Origin of the sequence: Lentzea sp. HUAS TT2, from assembly GCF_051853195.1 — a bacterium.
GTDB lineage: Bacteria > Actinomycetota > Actinomycetes > Mycobacteriales > Pseudonocardiaceae > Lentzea.
The window spans coordinates 5,708,360-5,722,851 of record NZ_CP196667.1 but is presented as its reverse complement, the minus strand read 5'-3'; the positions used below and the strand labels follow the sequence as shown (position 1 = coordinate 5,722,851).

Below are 14,492 nucleotides of genomic sequence, written 5' to 3'. Positions count from 1 at the left end.
GCTCCCATCCTATTCTCTGTCCACCGCGAATATTCTCCGGAAAAATAGGCAACTCAGAGCAGAATTGTTCCGCTGTTCGGACCACCGCGTAACAATGCCCGCAAAACCCGCGAATCCATCGGCGTGCAGAACCATGGCGAGCAAGCGGAGCTGGGCAGATTGCCTTCGCTGACCGGGATGAGATTCATCGCGGCGTTCATCGTGTTCGGATTCCACATCAGCGCGGCGGGGTTGTGGCCCTATCTGGATGTGCCGTTCCGTCAAGGTGCCACCGGTGTCAGCTTTTTCTTCATTTTGTCCGGTTTCGTGCTCACCTGGTCCGCCAAACCGGGCACGGCGCCGGCCACCGTCTGGCGGCGCCGGGCGGCGAAGATCTTCCCCAACCACGTCGCGACCTGGCTCGTCGTGCTGGTCGCCGCCGCCGCGGTGACGCCGGCGACGGCACTGACGAACCTGTCGCTGCTGCAGGCGTGGGTGCCGCGCGAGAGCGTCTACTTCAGCCTGAACACTCCCGCCTGGTCGTTGTCGTGTGAACTCGCGTTCTATTTGGCGTTCCCATTGCTGATCAAGTGGCGGATGCGCACACCGTGGCTGATCGCAAGTGCGATGGTGATCGCGATTTTGACAGTTCCGATCATCGCACTGTCAATGCCAGGTCCGATCGAATACTGGTTCGTTTTCGTCTTCCCGCCGGTGCGCGCACTCGAGTTCGTGCTCGGCATGGCCATGGCACGGGTCGTGCAGCAGAAGAAGTGGATCGGGCTCGGACTGTGGCCGGCGAGCGCTTTGTTCGTGGTCGCGTACGTCGGGTCGTGGTACCTGCCGGCCTCGTTCCCGTACGTCGCGGGCACGGTCATCCCGCTGGCGCTGCTGATCCCGGCCGCCGCCGTCGCCGACCTCACCGGCAAGTCCTCGCCGTGGCGGTCGCAGCCGATGGTGTGGCTGGGGACCGTGTCGTTCGCGTTCTACATGGTCCACCAGATCGTCATCCGGGTCAGCGAGAAGTTCCTCGACGTCCACGCGTTCCCGCTGCTCGCCGCGCTCGGGATGTTCGCGGTGTCGATGCTCGCGGCGTGGCTGCTGCACCGGCTGGTCGAGGTGCCCGCGGAACGGTTCATCAAGCGGGCACCCCGGCCAGCACTGGTCACGCCAGTGTCAACGCGTACAGCTCCACCCGCGGATCGTCGGGCAGCGTGACCGAACGGACCGTCTTCGTCGCGTCCAGCCTCAGCGACTGACCGAACAACCGGACAGGCGGCCCGTCAACGCCCTGACCCGCCTTGATGCGGTGCGGCATCTCCAGCACGGTCGGGCCGCCGCCCGCCCAGTCCGCCACCGAGGCGGCGACCTCGGCCGAGGTGCCGTCGGTGTACCAGACGGTGAAGGCGGCCGACACGGGTCCGTTGTGCGACGAGCCCACGACGTGCAGCCATGAGAACTGGCCGGTGGGCAACAGCAGCCCCTGCCCGTGCGCCTCCACGAAGTTCGGCTTCGTGCCGGTGGGGTCGGGCGCCTGGTAGGTGATGCCGCCCCACGTCACGGGACCGGCCGGCGGCAGCAGCGCCGCGTCGTAGCTCCAGCCGCCGCCGTCGAAGTCGCCCGACGCCGAGTCGGCGACCGTGGCCGTGCCGTCGTGGTTGAGCTCCGGCGTCACGTCCACCGAACACGTCGAGAACGCGCACAACGCGGCCGGTTTGACCTCGACCACCGCCTTCAACACCACGGACTCGACCTTCACCGAGATCTCGTACGAGCCCGGCGCGACACCGGCGGGCACCGTCAGCGTCAACGGCACGGTCTTCTGCGTCGGCAGGTGCCGCGACACGATCACGACCGGCTTGGCACCGCTCACCTTCCAGCCCGCGGGCACCGTGGCGACCGGCCGCACGGTCGTCGCGGCCGGCGACTGGGCCAGCACGTCGAGCTGCACCGTCAACGACTGCGCGGCGTCCGAGGTCGGCAGCACGATCTCGGAGCTCCGCAGCGACGCGGACACCGCGCGACGCGAGTCCTCGTTGCCGTCGTTCAACGACGGCGGCTCGTCACCCCGCGAGGTCCCCCACGACGAAGGCTTCGACGACACCTCGTGGGTCAGCTTTCCGCCGCGCTGCAACGAGGACCAGGAGAGCCATGTCTTGCGGACGTCACGGCCGCCGAACGACACGCTCTTGATGTACCGGTTGGTGTCGGACACGCCCTTCGCGGACACGGTCAGCGTCCCGCCCTGCGAGCCGTGCTGTCCGATCCGGACGGTCGCGGACTCGAACTGCGGTGAGGACAACGCCAAGAAGTCCGCGCCGTTGAAGGTCGGGTAGATGCCCAGCGACGAGAAGACGTACCAGGCCGACATCGTGCCCAGGTCGTCGTTGCCCGTCATGCCGTCCGGGCCGGTCGTGAACAACGTCATCGCCGCCCGCACGACCGTCGCGGTCTTCGACGGCGTGCCCGACCACAGGTACATGTACGGCGCGAGCAGGTCGGGTTCGTTGTTCGGGTTGTACGTCGGTTTGCCGTAGTAGTCGTACGGTTCGGTGATCCAGTCGCGCTTCGCAGTACCGGCCGGGTCCAGCAGCAGCTTGTCGTAGACGAAGAACGAGTCGAGCCGCTTCTCGGTCTCCTTGCGGCCGCCCATCAGCGACACCAGCCCGGCCGGGTCCTGCGGCACGAGCCACTGGTACTGGTAGGCACCGCCCTCGTGGAACTGGTGCGAGGCGTCGACCGGGTTGTACGGCGACAGCCACGTGCCGGCGGCGGTGCGCGGCCGGAACTGGCCGATCGAGGAGTCCCACAGGTTGCGGTACCACTGGCCGCGATCGGCGAACAGGCGTGCGTCGGCCTTCTTGCCCAACCCCTTGGCCATCAACGCCAGCGAGGCGTCGGCCGCCGAGTACTCCAGGGTCGCCGAGGCCGGGTGCACGCAGTCGTTGTCGCCGCCCTTGTGCGCGCAGTCCTTGCCCAGTTCCAGGCCGGACGGGATGTAGCCGCGGTCGTTGTAGTAGGTCACACCGGACCGCCCGTTGTAGGGCGAGTCAGCGGGAGGCAGCGACGTGGCGTTGGCGCGCAACAGCTTGTACGTCTCCTCCTCGTAACCCTTGAGCAGCCCCTTCGACCAGGCCTCCACCAGGAACGGCGTCACCGGGTCGCCGGTCATGATGTTGGTCTCGGACGACGCCAAGGCCCAGCGCGGCAACCATCCGCCGTCCCGACCACTGGCCACAACGGACAGTGCGACGTCACGGGCGACCTTCGGTTCCAAGATCTGCAACAGCTGATTTTGTGGTCTGTACGTGTCCCACAGCGAGAAGTTCTGGTACGGCGTGTAACCCGACGCCGTGCGCACCTTGCCGTCGAAGCCCGTGTACTGGCCGTCGACGTCACCGGCGAGGTTCGGGTGCAGCACCGAGTGGTAGAGCGCGGTGTAGAACGCGACCTGGCGATCACGCGGCCCACCGGACACCCGTGCGGCGTCCAGCTGCTTCTTCCACACGTCCTTGGCACCGGCCACGACACCGTCGAAGTCGTAGGAAGGAGCCTCCGCCGCGAGGTTCTTCCGCGCGCCCTCGATGCCGGTGTACGACAGACCGAGCTTCAGCACGACGTCGCGGTCCGCGGTCGCGTCGAACGTGACCCAGGCGCCGTTCCCGCCGGTCCCGGCCGCGTCCCTGGCACCCGGCGTGGGAGCGTTCCCGCGCCACGCGCCGAACGAGGCGAACGGGCGGTCGAACGAGGCCGTGAAGTACACGGTGTGCTCGTCCTTGCCCGCGCAGAACCGGCCGTTGCGCACCCGGCCCTCGATCGTCCTGTCGCCGACGACGTGGATCTCCGAGTCCAGCACCGTCTGGTTGGACCGGCCGGTGTTGAACAGGACGTTCGCCGCCCCGCTCGACGGGAACGTGTAGCGCTGCCACCCGGTCCGCTGCGTGGCCGTGAGCTCGGCGTTCACGCCGTAGCGGGACAGCCCGACGCGGTAGTACCCGGGCTGCGCGGCTTCGTCCGAATGACTGAAATCGGACTTGTAACCGTTGATGTCAACGTTGTCAACGGACCCGACCGTCGGCATGACCGGCAGCTCGCCCATGACGCCGCAGCCGACACCCGACAGGTGTGTCTGCGAGAACCCGTAGATGGAGGTCGCCTTGTAGTCGTACCCACCCTGACCTCCCGTATCAGGGCTGACCTGCACCATCCCGAACGGCACCGAGGCGCCGGGGAAGGTGTTGCCGAAGTTCTGCGTACCCACGAAGGGGTTCACCAGCGCCGAAGGTTCTTCCTCCGCCTGTGCCGCTTGCGCAGGGACTGTTAACCCCAGTAACAGCCCGACTACAACCAGTGTCCGCATGGGAGGCAGTATTGTCCGATCGTCGCCGCCCCGACACCCATCGGAGGTCGGCGATGCGCGCTTTGGCCGCAGTGTTGCTGCTTCTTGTCGCGTTTTGTCAACCGGCGCAGGCCGCGCCCACTCTCGACACCGTCACCACAGCGAGCGTCTACGGGTGCCTGCGCACCAACGGCGCGGGCGTGTACGACGCGACGGTGAACAAGACGTTCGTGACGTACTCGGGGACCAGGCACGACATCTACGTCAAGGCGTTCGACCACGCCGCGAACACGTGGTCGTCGGCCGTCAAGGTCGCCACGCTGAACCTGACGCACGACAACGCCTATCACGACTACCCCGTGCTCACGCAGCTCGGCGACGGCAGGCTGGCGGTCTTCCGCGCCACGCACACGGCGTCGATGCAGCTCTACACCGCGCCTGCGCCACGGTCGATCACCGGCACGTGGACGGCGCGGACGATCAGCACCGACAAGAACACCTACCCCGAGCCGGTCGTCACGGGGAACACGATCCACCTGTTCTACAGCCACAACACGGATCTGTCCTACCCGTACCGCACCTACAAGATGATCAAGTCGACGGACAACGGCAAAACGTGGTCCGCCCCGCGCACGATCATCGACTCGGGCCGCACGGCCGACAGGTACGCCGAGGTGTACGCGTTCGGCGTGACGCAACGCAACGGCCGCGTCTACCTGACCTGGTCGCTGCACGGCGGACCGAAGGGCCACAACGGCGGCGGCAAGAACATCTACGTCGCCTACCTCGACACGGCGTCCGGCACCCTGTTCACGGTCGGCGGCGCGTCACTCGGCACGGTGATCGACTCGTCGGACACCGACAAGGCCAGGGTCGTCACGACCAACCCCACCGATCTCCCCGCGGGCAAGGACCTGCCCGAGGAGAATCCGGTGACGGTGCCGTTGAACGACGGCTCGCTCGTGCTGGGCTACGGCGTGCACACCAGCACCAGCGCCAAGATCGTGCTGTCACGCTTCGCCGGTGGCACTTGGACTTCCACGACGGCCGACACCTCGACGTCGTTGTTCAAGGACCTCACCGCCACCGGAAACGGCGTGGACTTCTCCTACGCCAGCGCGGATCGCAAGCGGGTGCTGGTGAAGTCGTGGACGCCCGGCGGGTCCGTGACGGCGAAGCACGACCTGACGGTGCCGTACTCGGCCGGCGCCGACACGACGTTCTACGCGAACTTCGTGGAGAACCGGCCGAGCGACCTGATCGCCAACACCATCGACTACGAGACCCGCAAGACCAACCACACGGGTACGTGGCCGGTGTTCTCGATTCGAGGCTGATCAGCAGCGCTTGCTGGAGAACGCGGTGAAGTTGTCGTCCTGCTGGACGCTGACCATGCCGTAGGCGGCAGTGCACTGGGACAGGGTGGAGGCCGGCTTGCCCCACAGCTCGACGGGGGCGAACTGGCTGCTGTTGCCGCCCTTGTAGGAGTTCGGTGTGCTGTCGCCGGCACTGCCGTAGACGGCGATCGCGGTCTGCGTTCCCCAGTAGCGGCCGGTGGCGCGGAAGCTTTCCCATACGTAGACGTAGGAGTAGTTCGACCCGCAGCCCGCGAACTGCTTCACGGACGCGATGTTGTTGCCACGCCACTTGATGTACCCGGTCGACCCGATCTGCGCGGCGCTCGCACAGCCGGGCGGCGTCTCCGCGTTGGCGACACCGGGAGCGACGAAACCGAGCAGCACGAACGCGACGGCGATGATGACCCTCTTCATGCGGGTGATCATCGCCGTCCGCGCTGACAACTCGCTGACACACGAGTAAGCAGGAACCCATGCCCGTACAGCTCAACCACACCATCGTCCACGTCAGCGACCAGGACCACTCCGCCCGCTTCCTCACCGAACTGCTCGGCCTGCCCGACCCGGTGCGCTACGGCCCGTTCCTCGTCGTGGAGGTCGCGAACGGCGTCTCGCTCGACTACATGACCGCCCAGGGCCCGATCGCCGAGCAGCACTACGCGTTCCTGGTGAGCGAGGAGGAGTTCGACCAGATCTTCGGCCGCATCCAGGAACGCGGCCTCGACTACTGGGCCGACCCGTTCCACAGCCAGCCTGGGCAGATCAACCGCAACGACGGCGGGCGCGGCGTCTACTGGAACGATCCGGACGGCCACGCGCTGGAGATCATCACCCGCCCGTACGGCTCCGGCAGCTGACGAACCGGTTCACGTATCTAAAAGGTATAGACCACCTCTTGTGCTCGGAGTGCGTTGCCTGCCACCGTGAGAGCGGTAACACGCAGTGGCCGCCCTGACACTCCGAGGAGTTGGTCCCATGTTCAGGACCCGCGCCGCCGCCCTGATCGTCGCGCTGATCGGCGTCTTCACGCTCGTTCAACCGGCGACGGCAGCGCCGTTCATCGTCACCGAAGCGCAGTTCAACCGCATGTTCCCGTCCCCGCCCCGCAACGCCTTCTACACCTACAGCGGCCTGAAGAACGCGATGGCCACGTTCGGCTCGTTCGCGAACCAGGGCAGTGACACGGTGAAGAAGCAGGAGCTCGCGGCGTTCCTGGCCAACGTCTCGCACGAGACCGGCGGTCTGCGCTACATCCGCGAGATCGACCAGAGCGGCGACTACTGCGACGAGACCAAGCCCTACGGCTGCCCCTCGCCCCAGAAGTACTACGGCCGCGGCCCGATCCAGCTGTCGTGGAACTTCAACTACAAGACGGCCGGCGACTACCTCGGCGTCAACCTGCTGGGCAATCCCGAGCTGGTGGCCACGAACGCGACCATCTCGTGGCGGACCGCGATCTGGTACTGGATGACGCAGAACGGTCCTGGCACCATGACCCCGCACAACGCGATGGTCAACTCGCGCGGCTTCGGCCAGACGATCCGCAGCATCAACGGATCCCTGGAGTGCGACGGCCGCAACCCCGGCACGGTGGAGAGCCGCGTCTCGAAGTACCGCTCGTTCACCTCGATCATCGGTGTCGCAACGGGATCGAACCTGTACTGCTAGTGACAAGACAGGTCTAGACCCTTGACTGGTCTGGACCATTGATGCCAACCTCAGCGTGTTCACATACCTGATCCTCCGGGCGCAAAAGACTCCAGGAGTGAGTGACCTTGCTGAGAAAACGAATTCTGGCGTCTCTCGCGGCGGTGACGATGGCGGCGACCGTGGCCGTCCTCGCACCGACCGCGTCTTCACAGGCGGAAGTGTCCGCACAGGCCTGCTCGTTCACCAACTGGGCGGCAGGCACGTGGTACACGGCCGGCTCGATCGTGAAGTACACCAACGGTCAGTACTACGTGGCCGAGCACGACAACCCCGGTTACGACCCGATCATCTCCACTTGGTACTGGGAGCCGACGAGTTGTGACGGCGGTGGAGGTGGCGGCGGTACCTGCACCAGCGCCACGGACTGGGTTGCGGGCCGGCAGTACTACACGGGCAACATCGTGCGGTACAACGGTTCTTACTACATCGCCGAGCACGACAACCCCGGTTACGACCCGGTCATCTCCACTTGGTACTGGGAACCGCACAGCTGCGACGGTGGCGGCGGCGGTGGCGGCGGCAGCTTCGTCGTCAGCCAAGCCCAGTTCGACCAGATGTTCCCGCCGTCATCCCGCAACAGCTTCTACACCTACAGCGGCCTCGTCGAGGCCCTGAGCGCGTTCCCGGCCTTCGCGAAGACCGGCGGCGACACGGTGTCGAAGCAGGAAGCGGCGGCGTTCCTCGCGAACGTCTCCCACGAGACGGGCGGCCTCCGCTACGTCGAGGAGATCGACCAGAGCGGGGACTACTGCGACGAGACCCGGCCGTACGGCTGCCCGGCGGTCCAGAAGTACTACGGCCGCGGTCCCATCCAGCTGTCGTGGAACTTCAACTACAAGACGGCCGGCGACTACCTCGGCATCAACCTGCTGTTGAACCCGGAACTGGTGGCACGACAGTCCCCGATCGCGTGGAAGACGGGTCTCTGGTACTGGAACACCCAGTCCGGCCCCGGTTCCATGACCGGACACGCCGCCATGACCAACGGCTCCGGGTTCGGCCACTCGATCCGCAGCATCAACGGATCGCTGGAGTGCGACGGCCGCAACCCGGGACAGGTTCAGAGCCGCGTCAACAACTACACGCGGTTCACGCAGATCCTCGGCGTGCCGACCGGTGCGAACCTCTACTGCTAGTGGTTGCCCTGACTAGGACTTGAGTGGTCCTGGTTCGGTCGTAGCTTCAATTCATGACCATGGAGCTCAACGACCTGTTGCACGAACTGAACGATCAGCGCAGGACCTTCCGCGTCACAGTGCAAGGTCTCACCGCCGCAGAAGCGGTGAAGCGCACGACCGTCAGCGAGCTCACGCTGGGTGGGTTGCTCAAGCACCTCACCTGGTGTGAGCGCGGCTGGACCCACGTCCTGACCGAGCAGCCGGGCACCCCGCCGGGCATGCTCGACTGGGATCAGTACACCTGGACCGGCGACGACCTCGACGCGTTGCTGGAGTCCTACGACGAAGCGGTGCGCGCGACCGATGAGGCCGTGCGCACCGCTTCGCTCGACAAGCTCGTCCCGCTGCCGTCCGCGCCCTGGGACCAGGACCCGCAGCCGATGTCGATCCGGCGGATCGTGCTGCACCTGATCCGGGAAACCGCGCAGCACGCGGGCCACGCGGACATCCTCCGCGAGACTCTCGACGGTCAGTCGACCACCGCGTTCCTGTACGAGAACTAGGCCGCGAGCTGTTCCTTCACCTGCGCGAGCGACGGGTTCGTGAGCGCGGCGCCGTTCGGGAAGTGGACGGTCGGCACCGTGCGGTTGCCGCCGTTCACCTCCATCACGAAGTCGGCCGCGCCCGGCGTCTCCTCGATGTTGATCTCGACGTACTCGATGCCTTCGCGGTCGAGCGAGCTCTTCAGGATCCGGCAGTAGCCGCACCACGAGGTCGAGTAGACGGTCAGCTGGTCGGGAGCCATCAGGCGCACTCCTCATCGAGGGTTGGTCAGCGTCGTCAGTATCAACGCCCGGCGGCGGGTCCTTCTTCCCAGGGCACCTCTGTGCCCCGCGCCACTGCGGCGAACGGCGATCGTCAGACAATCGTCAGGTCAATTTTCTGCACGGTGAGTGAACATAGTTCGCGCACGACCGAAGATTTCGGCCGTGCAATTGGTCGTGCATTCGCCTGAACCGTGACGATCAATTCAGTCACCCATTCGGCGGCCCGTCACCACGCAGAGTTTCCGATATCGTCTGAATTCCGCCGCCGCTACCGCAGTCGTGAATCAGAAAGGCTCGCCATGCTGAAAACGGTGGCGGCTGCTGCCCTCGCGCTGTCCGCGGTCCTGACCGCGCCCGCCGCGAACGCAGCATCCGATGTTCCTGATTTCGTGACGATCGACGTCGTCACGGTGAACGGTTCCGGCTGCCCCGCCGGCACCGCGGCCGTCGCCGCCGCGGACGACCGCACGGCGTTCACGGTCACGTACAGCCAGTACCTGGCCCAGGCAGGGCAGGGCTCCAGCCCGACGGACTTCCGCAAGAACTGCCAGCTCAACATCAGAGTGAGCTATCCGCAGGGCTTCACGTTCGGCATCGCCCAGGCCGACTACCGCGGGTTCGCCAACCTGCAGCAGGGCGCCACGGGAGTGGAGAAGGGCAACTACTACTTCCAGGGCATGTCCCAGGGCGCGAGCCGCACCCACACGTTCACCGGCCCGAAGAGCGACAACTGGCAGGCCACCGACCGCGCGACGGTGTCGGAAATCATCTACGCGCCGTGCGGGGAAGTCCGCCACCTGAACATCAACACCGAACTGCGCGTGAACGCGGGAACCGCGTCGAAGCTCAACAGCTTCATGACGATGGATTCCACGGACAGCAGTGTGAGCACGAAGTACCAGTTCTCCTGGAAGCGCTGCTGATCCAGGCACCGATTGCCGCCGCCCGTTCATTTCCCTTGAACCCCAGACGGAAAGGTGCCCCATGCTCAACACACTGGCCGCGGCCGTGTTCGCGATGTCGACCATCATCGTCCCGCCCGGCGGCGCCCCCGGCGACACTCCCCCACCGGACCACATCACCATCGACGTCGTGACCATCAACGGCTCCGGCTGCCGGGCGGGGACCGCGGCCGTGGCCGTCAGCCCGGACAACAAGGCGTTCACCGTCACCTACAGCGAGTTCATGGCGCAGGTCGGGCCCCAGGCCCTGCCCACCGACTTCCGCAAGAACTGCCAGCTGAACCTGCGCGTCAACGTGCCGTCCGGCTTCACCTACGGCATCGCGTCCACCGACTACCGCGGCTTCGCCCACCTCGAACGCGGCGCCACGGCCCTGGAGAAGGCCAACTACTACTTCCAGGGCATGTCGCAGACCGAGTACAAGCAGCACAACTACAAGGGCCCGCTCAGCGACGACTGGCAGGCGACGGACACGACCGACGTGGCCGCCATCGTCTACCACCCGTGCGGCGAGAAGCGGAACTTCAACATCAACACGGAGCTCCGGGTCATGGCCGGCACCTCCGACAAGAAGCTCACCAGCTTCATCGCGATGGACTCGACCGACGGGTCCATCGAGACGACCTACCACTTCGCGTGGAAGGTCTGCCCGCCCAAGCCGTAGTACCCGCTAGGTGCCGGGCATTCCGCGAACGGGGTGCCCGGCACGCCCTTGCTCTGGGAAGATCGGTCCCTCGCAACCGTCTGGGGGGACGATGGAGATCCACGCACTGTCCGGAATGGACCAGGGCCCAGAGTTCCACGCGGCGGTGGACGCCATCGCCGCGGTGCTCCCGAAGCCGCGCTACCCGCACCTCCCGGTGTTCCTCGACGACCTGCCGGACTCGTCGGCGCGTCTGGACCTGATGCGGCTCGCCGTGCTCGTCGCGCTGGAACGGGTGGGCAAGAGCGTGCACCCCGTCCCGGTCACCGGGCATTCGGGCCGGCTGCCCGACCACGGGTGGCTGATCTCCCGCGAGGAGCCCTCTCCCGGCCTCACCTTCCTCCAGGGCGAGACGCAGCCGCACGAGCGCATCGCGACCGTGGCCGAAGGCTCGGACGGAGCCGTGCGCGTGACGGTCGGCGGGACGAGGTTCGAGTTCCAGCCGCCGCCAGAAGAGCAGTGCCGGTGGTTGCTGAACGCGGGCGCACGGGGCGCGGCGCTGCGGTTCCCCGTCATGCCGAGCCCAGGTCCGTTCCTGCTCGCGCGGGGGAACGAGCCCGACGAGCTGGTGCTGTGGCGGCTCGGCCTGCCCACCGCCTGGCTGCGGCTGCCCGGCCCGGTCCTGGCCGCGACCTACGTGTCCGCGTCACACCTGAACGCGCTGATCGCCCTGATCGAGGTCGACGGCGAACTGCTGGTGCACGTCACCGGCGACGGGGACACCGACCTGGTCAAGCTGCGCATCCCGATCGACTTCAGCGTCGCTGACGAGGCCGCGCACGACCTGTCACCGCTCTACCTGCACTCGGTCGAGCCCTGGGACGTCCGCGTCTACTTCCGCCGCGCCGGTCAGTGGTGGACGTTGCGCTGGTCCCCCGGCCACGTGCTGCTCGAACCGTCGAACTCCAAGCTGCACCAGCCGGACATCTTTCCCTTCCACACCAAGCTCGACGGCGCGGGCATGGGCCTGCGCGGGCCGGGCTACACCTACGCGTGGGACCGCGGCGGCGCGTGGGAGGCGACGGGAACGGACTGGGAGGACACGCTCATCCCCGTCCCGCCGGGCGAGGACGTGCTGCAGCTGGTGGAGATCGCCGGCGGACCGGCGTTGCTGACCCGCGAGGGCGACGTCGTCCGGGCACGGACGAGGGAGGCCGCGCACACGGTCACCGACTTCGCCGGCCCCCTGGTCCCGCACCACCAGCTGCCCTGGGTGGCGGTGCAGCGCTCGCCCCACCTGGTCGAGATCCTCGACGTCGCGACCGGCGCGGTGCTGCACCGCCTCGACACCGCCTAGATCAGGAAGCGGTACGCCGTCGACCCCGGCTCCACGTGCTGGATCTTGAGCGGCGATTCCTTCATCCGCCCCCACAGCAGGTCGTAGTCCTCGCGACGCCCCAGCTCGATGCACACCAGCGCGGCCCCGGTCTCCCGGTTGTCCCGCTTCATGTACTCGAACTGCACGATGTCGTCGTCCTTGCCGAGCACGTCGTCGAGGAACCGCCGCAGCGCGCCGGGCTCCTGCGGGAACTCCACCAGGAACCAGTGCTTCAGGCCGCGGTGGATCATCGACCGCTCGACGATCTCGGCGTAGCGCGACACGTCGTTGTTGCCTCCGGACAGCAGGCACACGACCGTCGAGTCCGGCGCCACGGAGATCTCCTCCAGCAGCGCCGCCGAGGCGAGCGCGCCCGCGGGCTCCGCGATGATGCCGTCGATCTGGTACAGCTCCAGCATCTCCGTGCAGACCGCGCCCTCGGACACGGTGAGCAGCTCGGCGCCGCTGTCGCGCACCATGGGGAACGTCACGTCACCGGCGCGGCGCACCGCGGCGCCGTCGACGAACGAGTCGACCTCGGGCAGCGTCACCGGGGCGCCCGCCTGGATGGCGGCGATCATGCTCGCGGCGCCGGCGGGCTCCACGCCGATGATGCGGGTGCGCGGGAAGCGCTCCTTGAACCACGTGCCGACGCCGGAGAGCAGGCCTCCGCCGCCGATGGGCACCACGACCACGTCGGGGGCGCCGCCGAGCTGCTGGACGATCTCGAGACCCACGGTGCCCTGGCCCGCGACCGTGCGGCGGTCGTCGAAGGCCGGGACCAGGGTCGCGCCCGTCTGCTGCGCGTACTCCTTGGCCAGCGCGGCCGCGTCGTCGTAGGTGTCGCCGTCCACGACCAGCTGCACCATGCCCTGACCGAGGGCCTGGATGCGGTCGCGTTTCTGGCGCGGGGTGGTCCGCGGCACGTGCACGCGGCCCTCGATGCCCAGGCGGCGGCAGGCGTACGCCATGCCCTGGCCGTGGTTGCCCGCCGACGCGCAGACCGCGCCGCCGAACGCGAACTCGGTCTGGCAGAGCAGGTTGAACGCGCCGCGCAGCTTGTACGAGCGGCCTACCTGAAGGTCCTCGCGCTTGAACCACACGCGCGCGCCGGTCCTCTCGGACAACCGCTGGTTGACCTCCAGCGGCGTCGTGCGTGCGACACCACCGAGCCGGGCTGCGGCCGCGGACACCTCATCAGCGAAGGACATGTCAATACATCTTCCGTGAACGACTTGGGTCTGGCACGCGTACCCCTAGAAGGAAGGGGGCGATGCCGGTGTTTCGCCTTTTGGGCGTGCTAACGCTGCTCATGATGCTCTCCGCGGTTCCCGCGCACGCCCATGGCGCGCCCACTGACCCCGCGAGCAGGGCTTTCCTGTGTTCGCCAGGTCAGCCAACAGCATCATCCCCGCCTTGCCGCAGCGCCATCGCGGCGGGGCTGCCGTCCAAGGAGTGGGACAACATCCGGCTCCCGAACGTGCGCGGCCAGGACCAGGCCATGGTCCCCGACAGCAAGCTGTGCAGCGCCGGCATCGCGAAGTACGCCGGGCTGGACCTGCCGAGCGCGCAGTGGCCGGCGACGAAGCTGAAGAGCACGGACTTCACCTACAAGGCGACGATCCCGCACCAGGGCTCGTTCCGGTTCTACGTGACGCGCGACGGCTACTCGCCGAGCCAGGCGCTGCGCTGGGCCGACCTGGACCAGTTCCTGAACGTGCCCTCTCCCCCGCTCGTGAACGGCTCCTACGAGTTCAAGGTGCAGCTGCCGAAGAACCGGACCGGACGCCACCTGATCTACACGGTCTGGCAGAACACGGACACGCCCGACACCTACTACTCGTGCACGGACGTCGAGATCGCCGCGGCCGCGGCTCCCGCTCCACCGGCCGCCCAGCCCGCCCCCATCGCGGCGCCGCCGGTGAAGGCCGTCCCGCCGACCCAGAACAGCTCCGCGGCCCCGTCCACGAAGCCGTCCGCGCCGAGGTCGAGCGTTCCCCGGCCCGTCCCCGTTGCGTCGAGTGCCGAACAACCTCCTTCCAACGCAACGAGGTTCGGCATGTCGGCCGTGGTGGCCGCACTCGGCGGGCTCGCCGTGCTCGGCGGGATCATGTTGTGGCGCAAAAGAATTCTGTGAACGTCCCGGTCCCCAACAGGTCTAGACCTTCTCTACGATGA

At 67.2% G+C, this 14,492-nt stretch carries 14 protein-coding genes; 10 read left to right on the top strand and 4 right to left on the bottom strand.

Annotated elements, in window-relative coordinates; translation table 11 throughout:
- Positions 1-177: 177 nt before the first annotated feature.
- On the top strand, positions 178-1,197 hold the full coding sequence (locus ACSHWB_RS27965; protein WP_439656262.1) for an acyltransferase family protein: 1,020 nt from the start codon (positions 178-180) through the stop codon (positions 1,195-1,197).
- Here ACSHWB_RS27965 and ACSHWB_RS27960 read toward each other — a convergent pair.
- On the bottom strand, positions 1,145-4,339 hold the full coding sequence (locus ACSHWB_RS27960; RefSeq protein WP_439656261.1) for a GH92 family glycosyl hydrolase: 3,195 nt from the start codon (positions 4,337-4,339) through the stop codon (positions 1,145-1,147). The genes ACSHWB_RS27965 and ACSHWB_RS27960 overlap by 53 nt on opposite strands.
- A 53-nt stretch (positions 4,340-4,392) precedes the next feature.
- Here ACSHWB_RS27960 and ACSHWB_RS27955 point away from each other — a divergent pair, with 53 nt between their 5' ends.
- Positions 4,393-5,655 carry a BNR-4 repeat-containing protein gene (locus tag ACSHWB_RS27955; RefSeq protein ID WP_439656260.1) on the top strand — a complete coding sequence of 421 codons (1,263 nt, stop codon included), beginning with the start codon at positions 4,393-4,395 and terminating at the stop codon, positions 5,653-5,655.
- On the opposite strand, the gene ACSHWB_RS27950 is transcribed toward ACSHWB_RS27955, so the two are convergent.
- Entirely contained in the window at positions 5,656-6,090 is a 435-nt protein-coding gene (locus tag ACSHWB_RS27950) for a hypothetical protein (RefSeq protein ID WP_439656259.1), read from the bottom strand.
- 59 nt (positions 6,091-6,149) lie between these two features.
- Between ACSHWB_RS27950 and ACSHWB_RS27945 the strand changes: the two genes are divergently transcribed.
- The 4 genes from ACSHWB_RS27945 to ACSHWB_RS27930 all read left to right on the top strand — a co-directional run bounded on the left by ACSHWB_RS27945 (position 6,150) and on the right by ACSHWB_RS27930 (position 9,067).
- Positions 6,150-6,533, top strand: coding sequence for a VOC family protein (locus ACSHWB_RS27945; RefSeq protein ID WP_439656258.1), 384 nt, complete (start codon positions 6,150-6,152; stop codon positions 6,531-6,533).
- A 118-nt stretch (positions 6,534-6,651) separates the two neighbouring features.
- Positions 6,652-7,344 carry a chitinase gene (locus ACSHWB_RS27940; protein ID WP_439656257.1) on the top strand — a complete coding sequence of 231 codons (693 nt, stop codon included), beginning with the start codon at positions 6,652-6,654 and terminating at the stop codon, positions 7,342-7,344.
- 101 nt (positions 7,345-7,445) lie between these two features.
- The gene (locus ACSHWB_RS27935; RefSeq protein ID WP_439656256.1) at positions 7,446-8,522 is read left to right on the top strand and encodes a glycoside hydrolase family 19 protein; all 1,077 of its coding nucleotides are present in this window, start codon (positions 7,446-7,448) and stop codon (positions 8,520-8,522) included.
- Positions 8,523-8,575: 53 nt separating this feature from the next.
- Entirely contained in the window at positions 8,576-9,067 is a 492-nt protein-coding gene (locus ACSHWB_RS27930; protein ID WP_439656255.1) for a DinB family protein, read from the top strand.
- Here ACSHWB_RS27930 and ACSHWB_RS27925 read toward each other — a convergent pair.
- Positions 9,064-9,309 (bottom strand): mycoredoxin, encoded by a 246-nt coding sequence (locus tag ACSHWB_RS27925; RefSeq protein WP_090069138.1) that lies wholly within the window; start codon positions 9,307-9,309, stop codon positions 9,064-9,066. The two genes, ACSHWB_RS27930 and ACSHWB_RS27925, sit on opposite strands and share 4 nt — an antisense overlap.
- Before the next feature lie 321 nt (positions 9,310-9,630).
- Here ACSHWB_RS27925 and ACSHWB_RS27920 point away from each other — a divergent pair, with 321 nt between their 5' ends.
- The 3 genes from ACSHWB_RS27920 to ACSHWB_RS27910 all read left to right on the top strand — a co-directional run bounded on the left by ACSHWB_RS27920 (position 9,631) and on the right by ACSHWB_RS27910 (position 12,293).
- A complete protein-coding gene (locus ACSHWB_RS27920) occupies positions 9,631-10,254 on the top strand; it encodes a DUF4360 domain-containing protein (protein ID WP_439656254.1) in 624 nt (207 codons plus the stop codon).
- Positions 10,255-10,315: 61 nt separating this feature from the next.
- A complete protein-coding gene (locus ACSHWB_RS27915) occupies positions 10,316-10,957 on the top strand; it encodes a DUF4360 domain-containing protein (RefSeq protein WP_439656253.1) in 642 nt (213 codons plus the stop codon).
- Positions 10,958-11,048: 91 nt separating this feature from the next.
- Positions 11,049-12,293, top strand: a complete 1,245-nt coding sequence (locus tag ACSHWB_RS27910; protein WP_439656252.1) for a hypothetical protein — start codon at positions 11,049-11,051, stop codon at positions 12,291-12,293.
- On the opposite strand, the gene ilvA is transcribed toward ACSHWB_RS27910, so the two are convergent.
- On the bottom strand, positions 12,290-13,525 hold the full coding sequence (ilvA, locus tag ACSHWB_RS27905; RefSeq protein WP_439656251.1) for a threonine ammonia-lyase IlvA: 1,236 nt from the start codon (positions 13,523-13,525) through the stop codon (positions 12,290-12,292). The genes ACSHWB_RS27910 and ilvA overlap by 4 nt on opposite strands.
- Positions 13,526-13,611: 86 nt before the next feature.
- Between ilvA and ACSHWB_RS27900 the strand changes: the two genes are divergently transcribed.
- Positions 13,612-14,451 carry a lytic polysaccharide monooxygenase auxiliary activity family 9 protein gene (locus tag ACSHWB_RS27900; RefSeq protein ID WP_439656250.1) on the top strand — a complete coding sequence of 280 codons (840 nt, stop codon included), beginning with the start codon at positions 13,612-13,614 and terminating at the stop codon, positions 14,449-14,451.
- Positions 14,452-14,492: the final 41 nt, after the last annotated feature.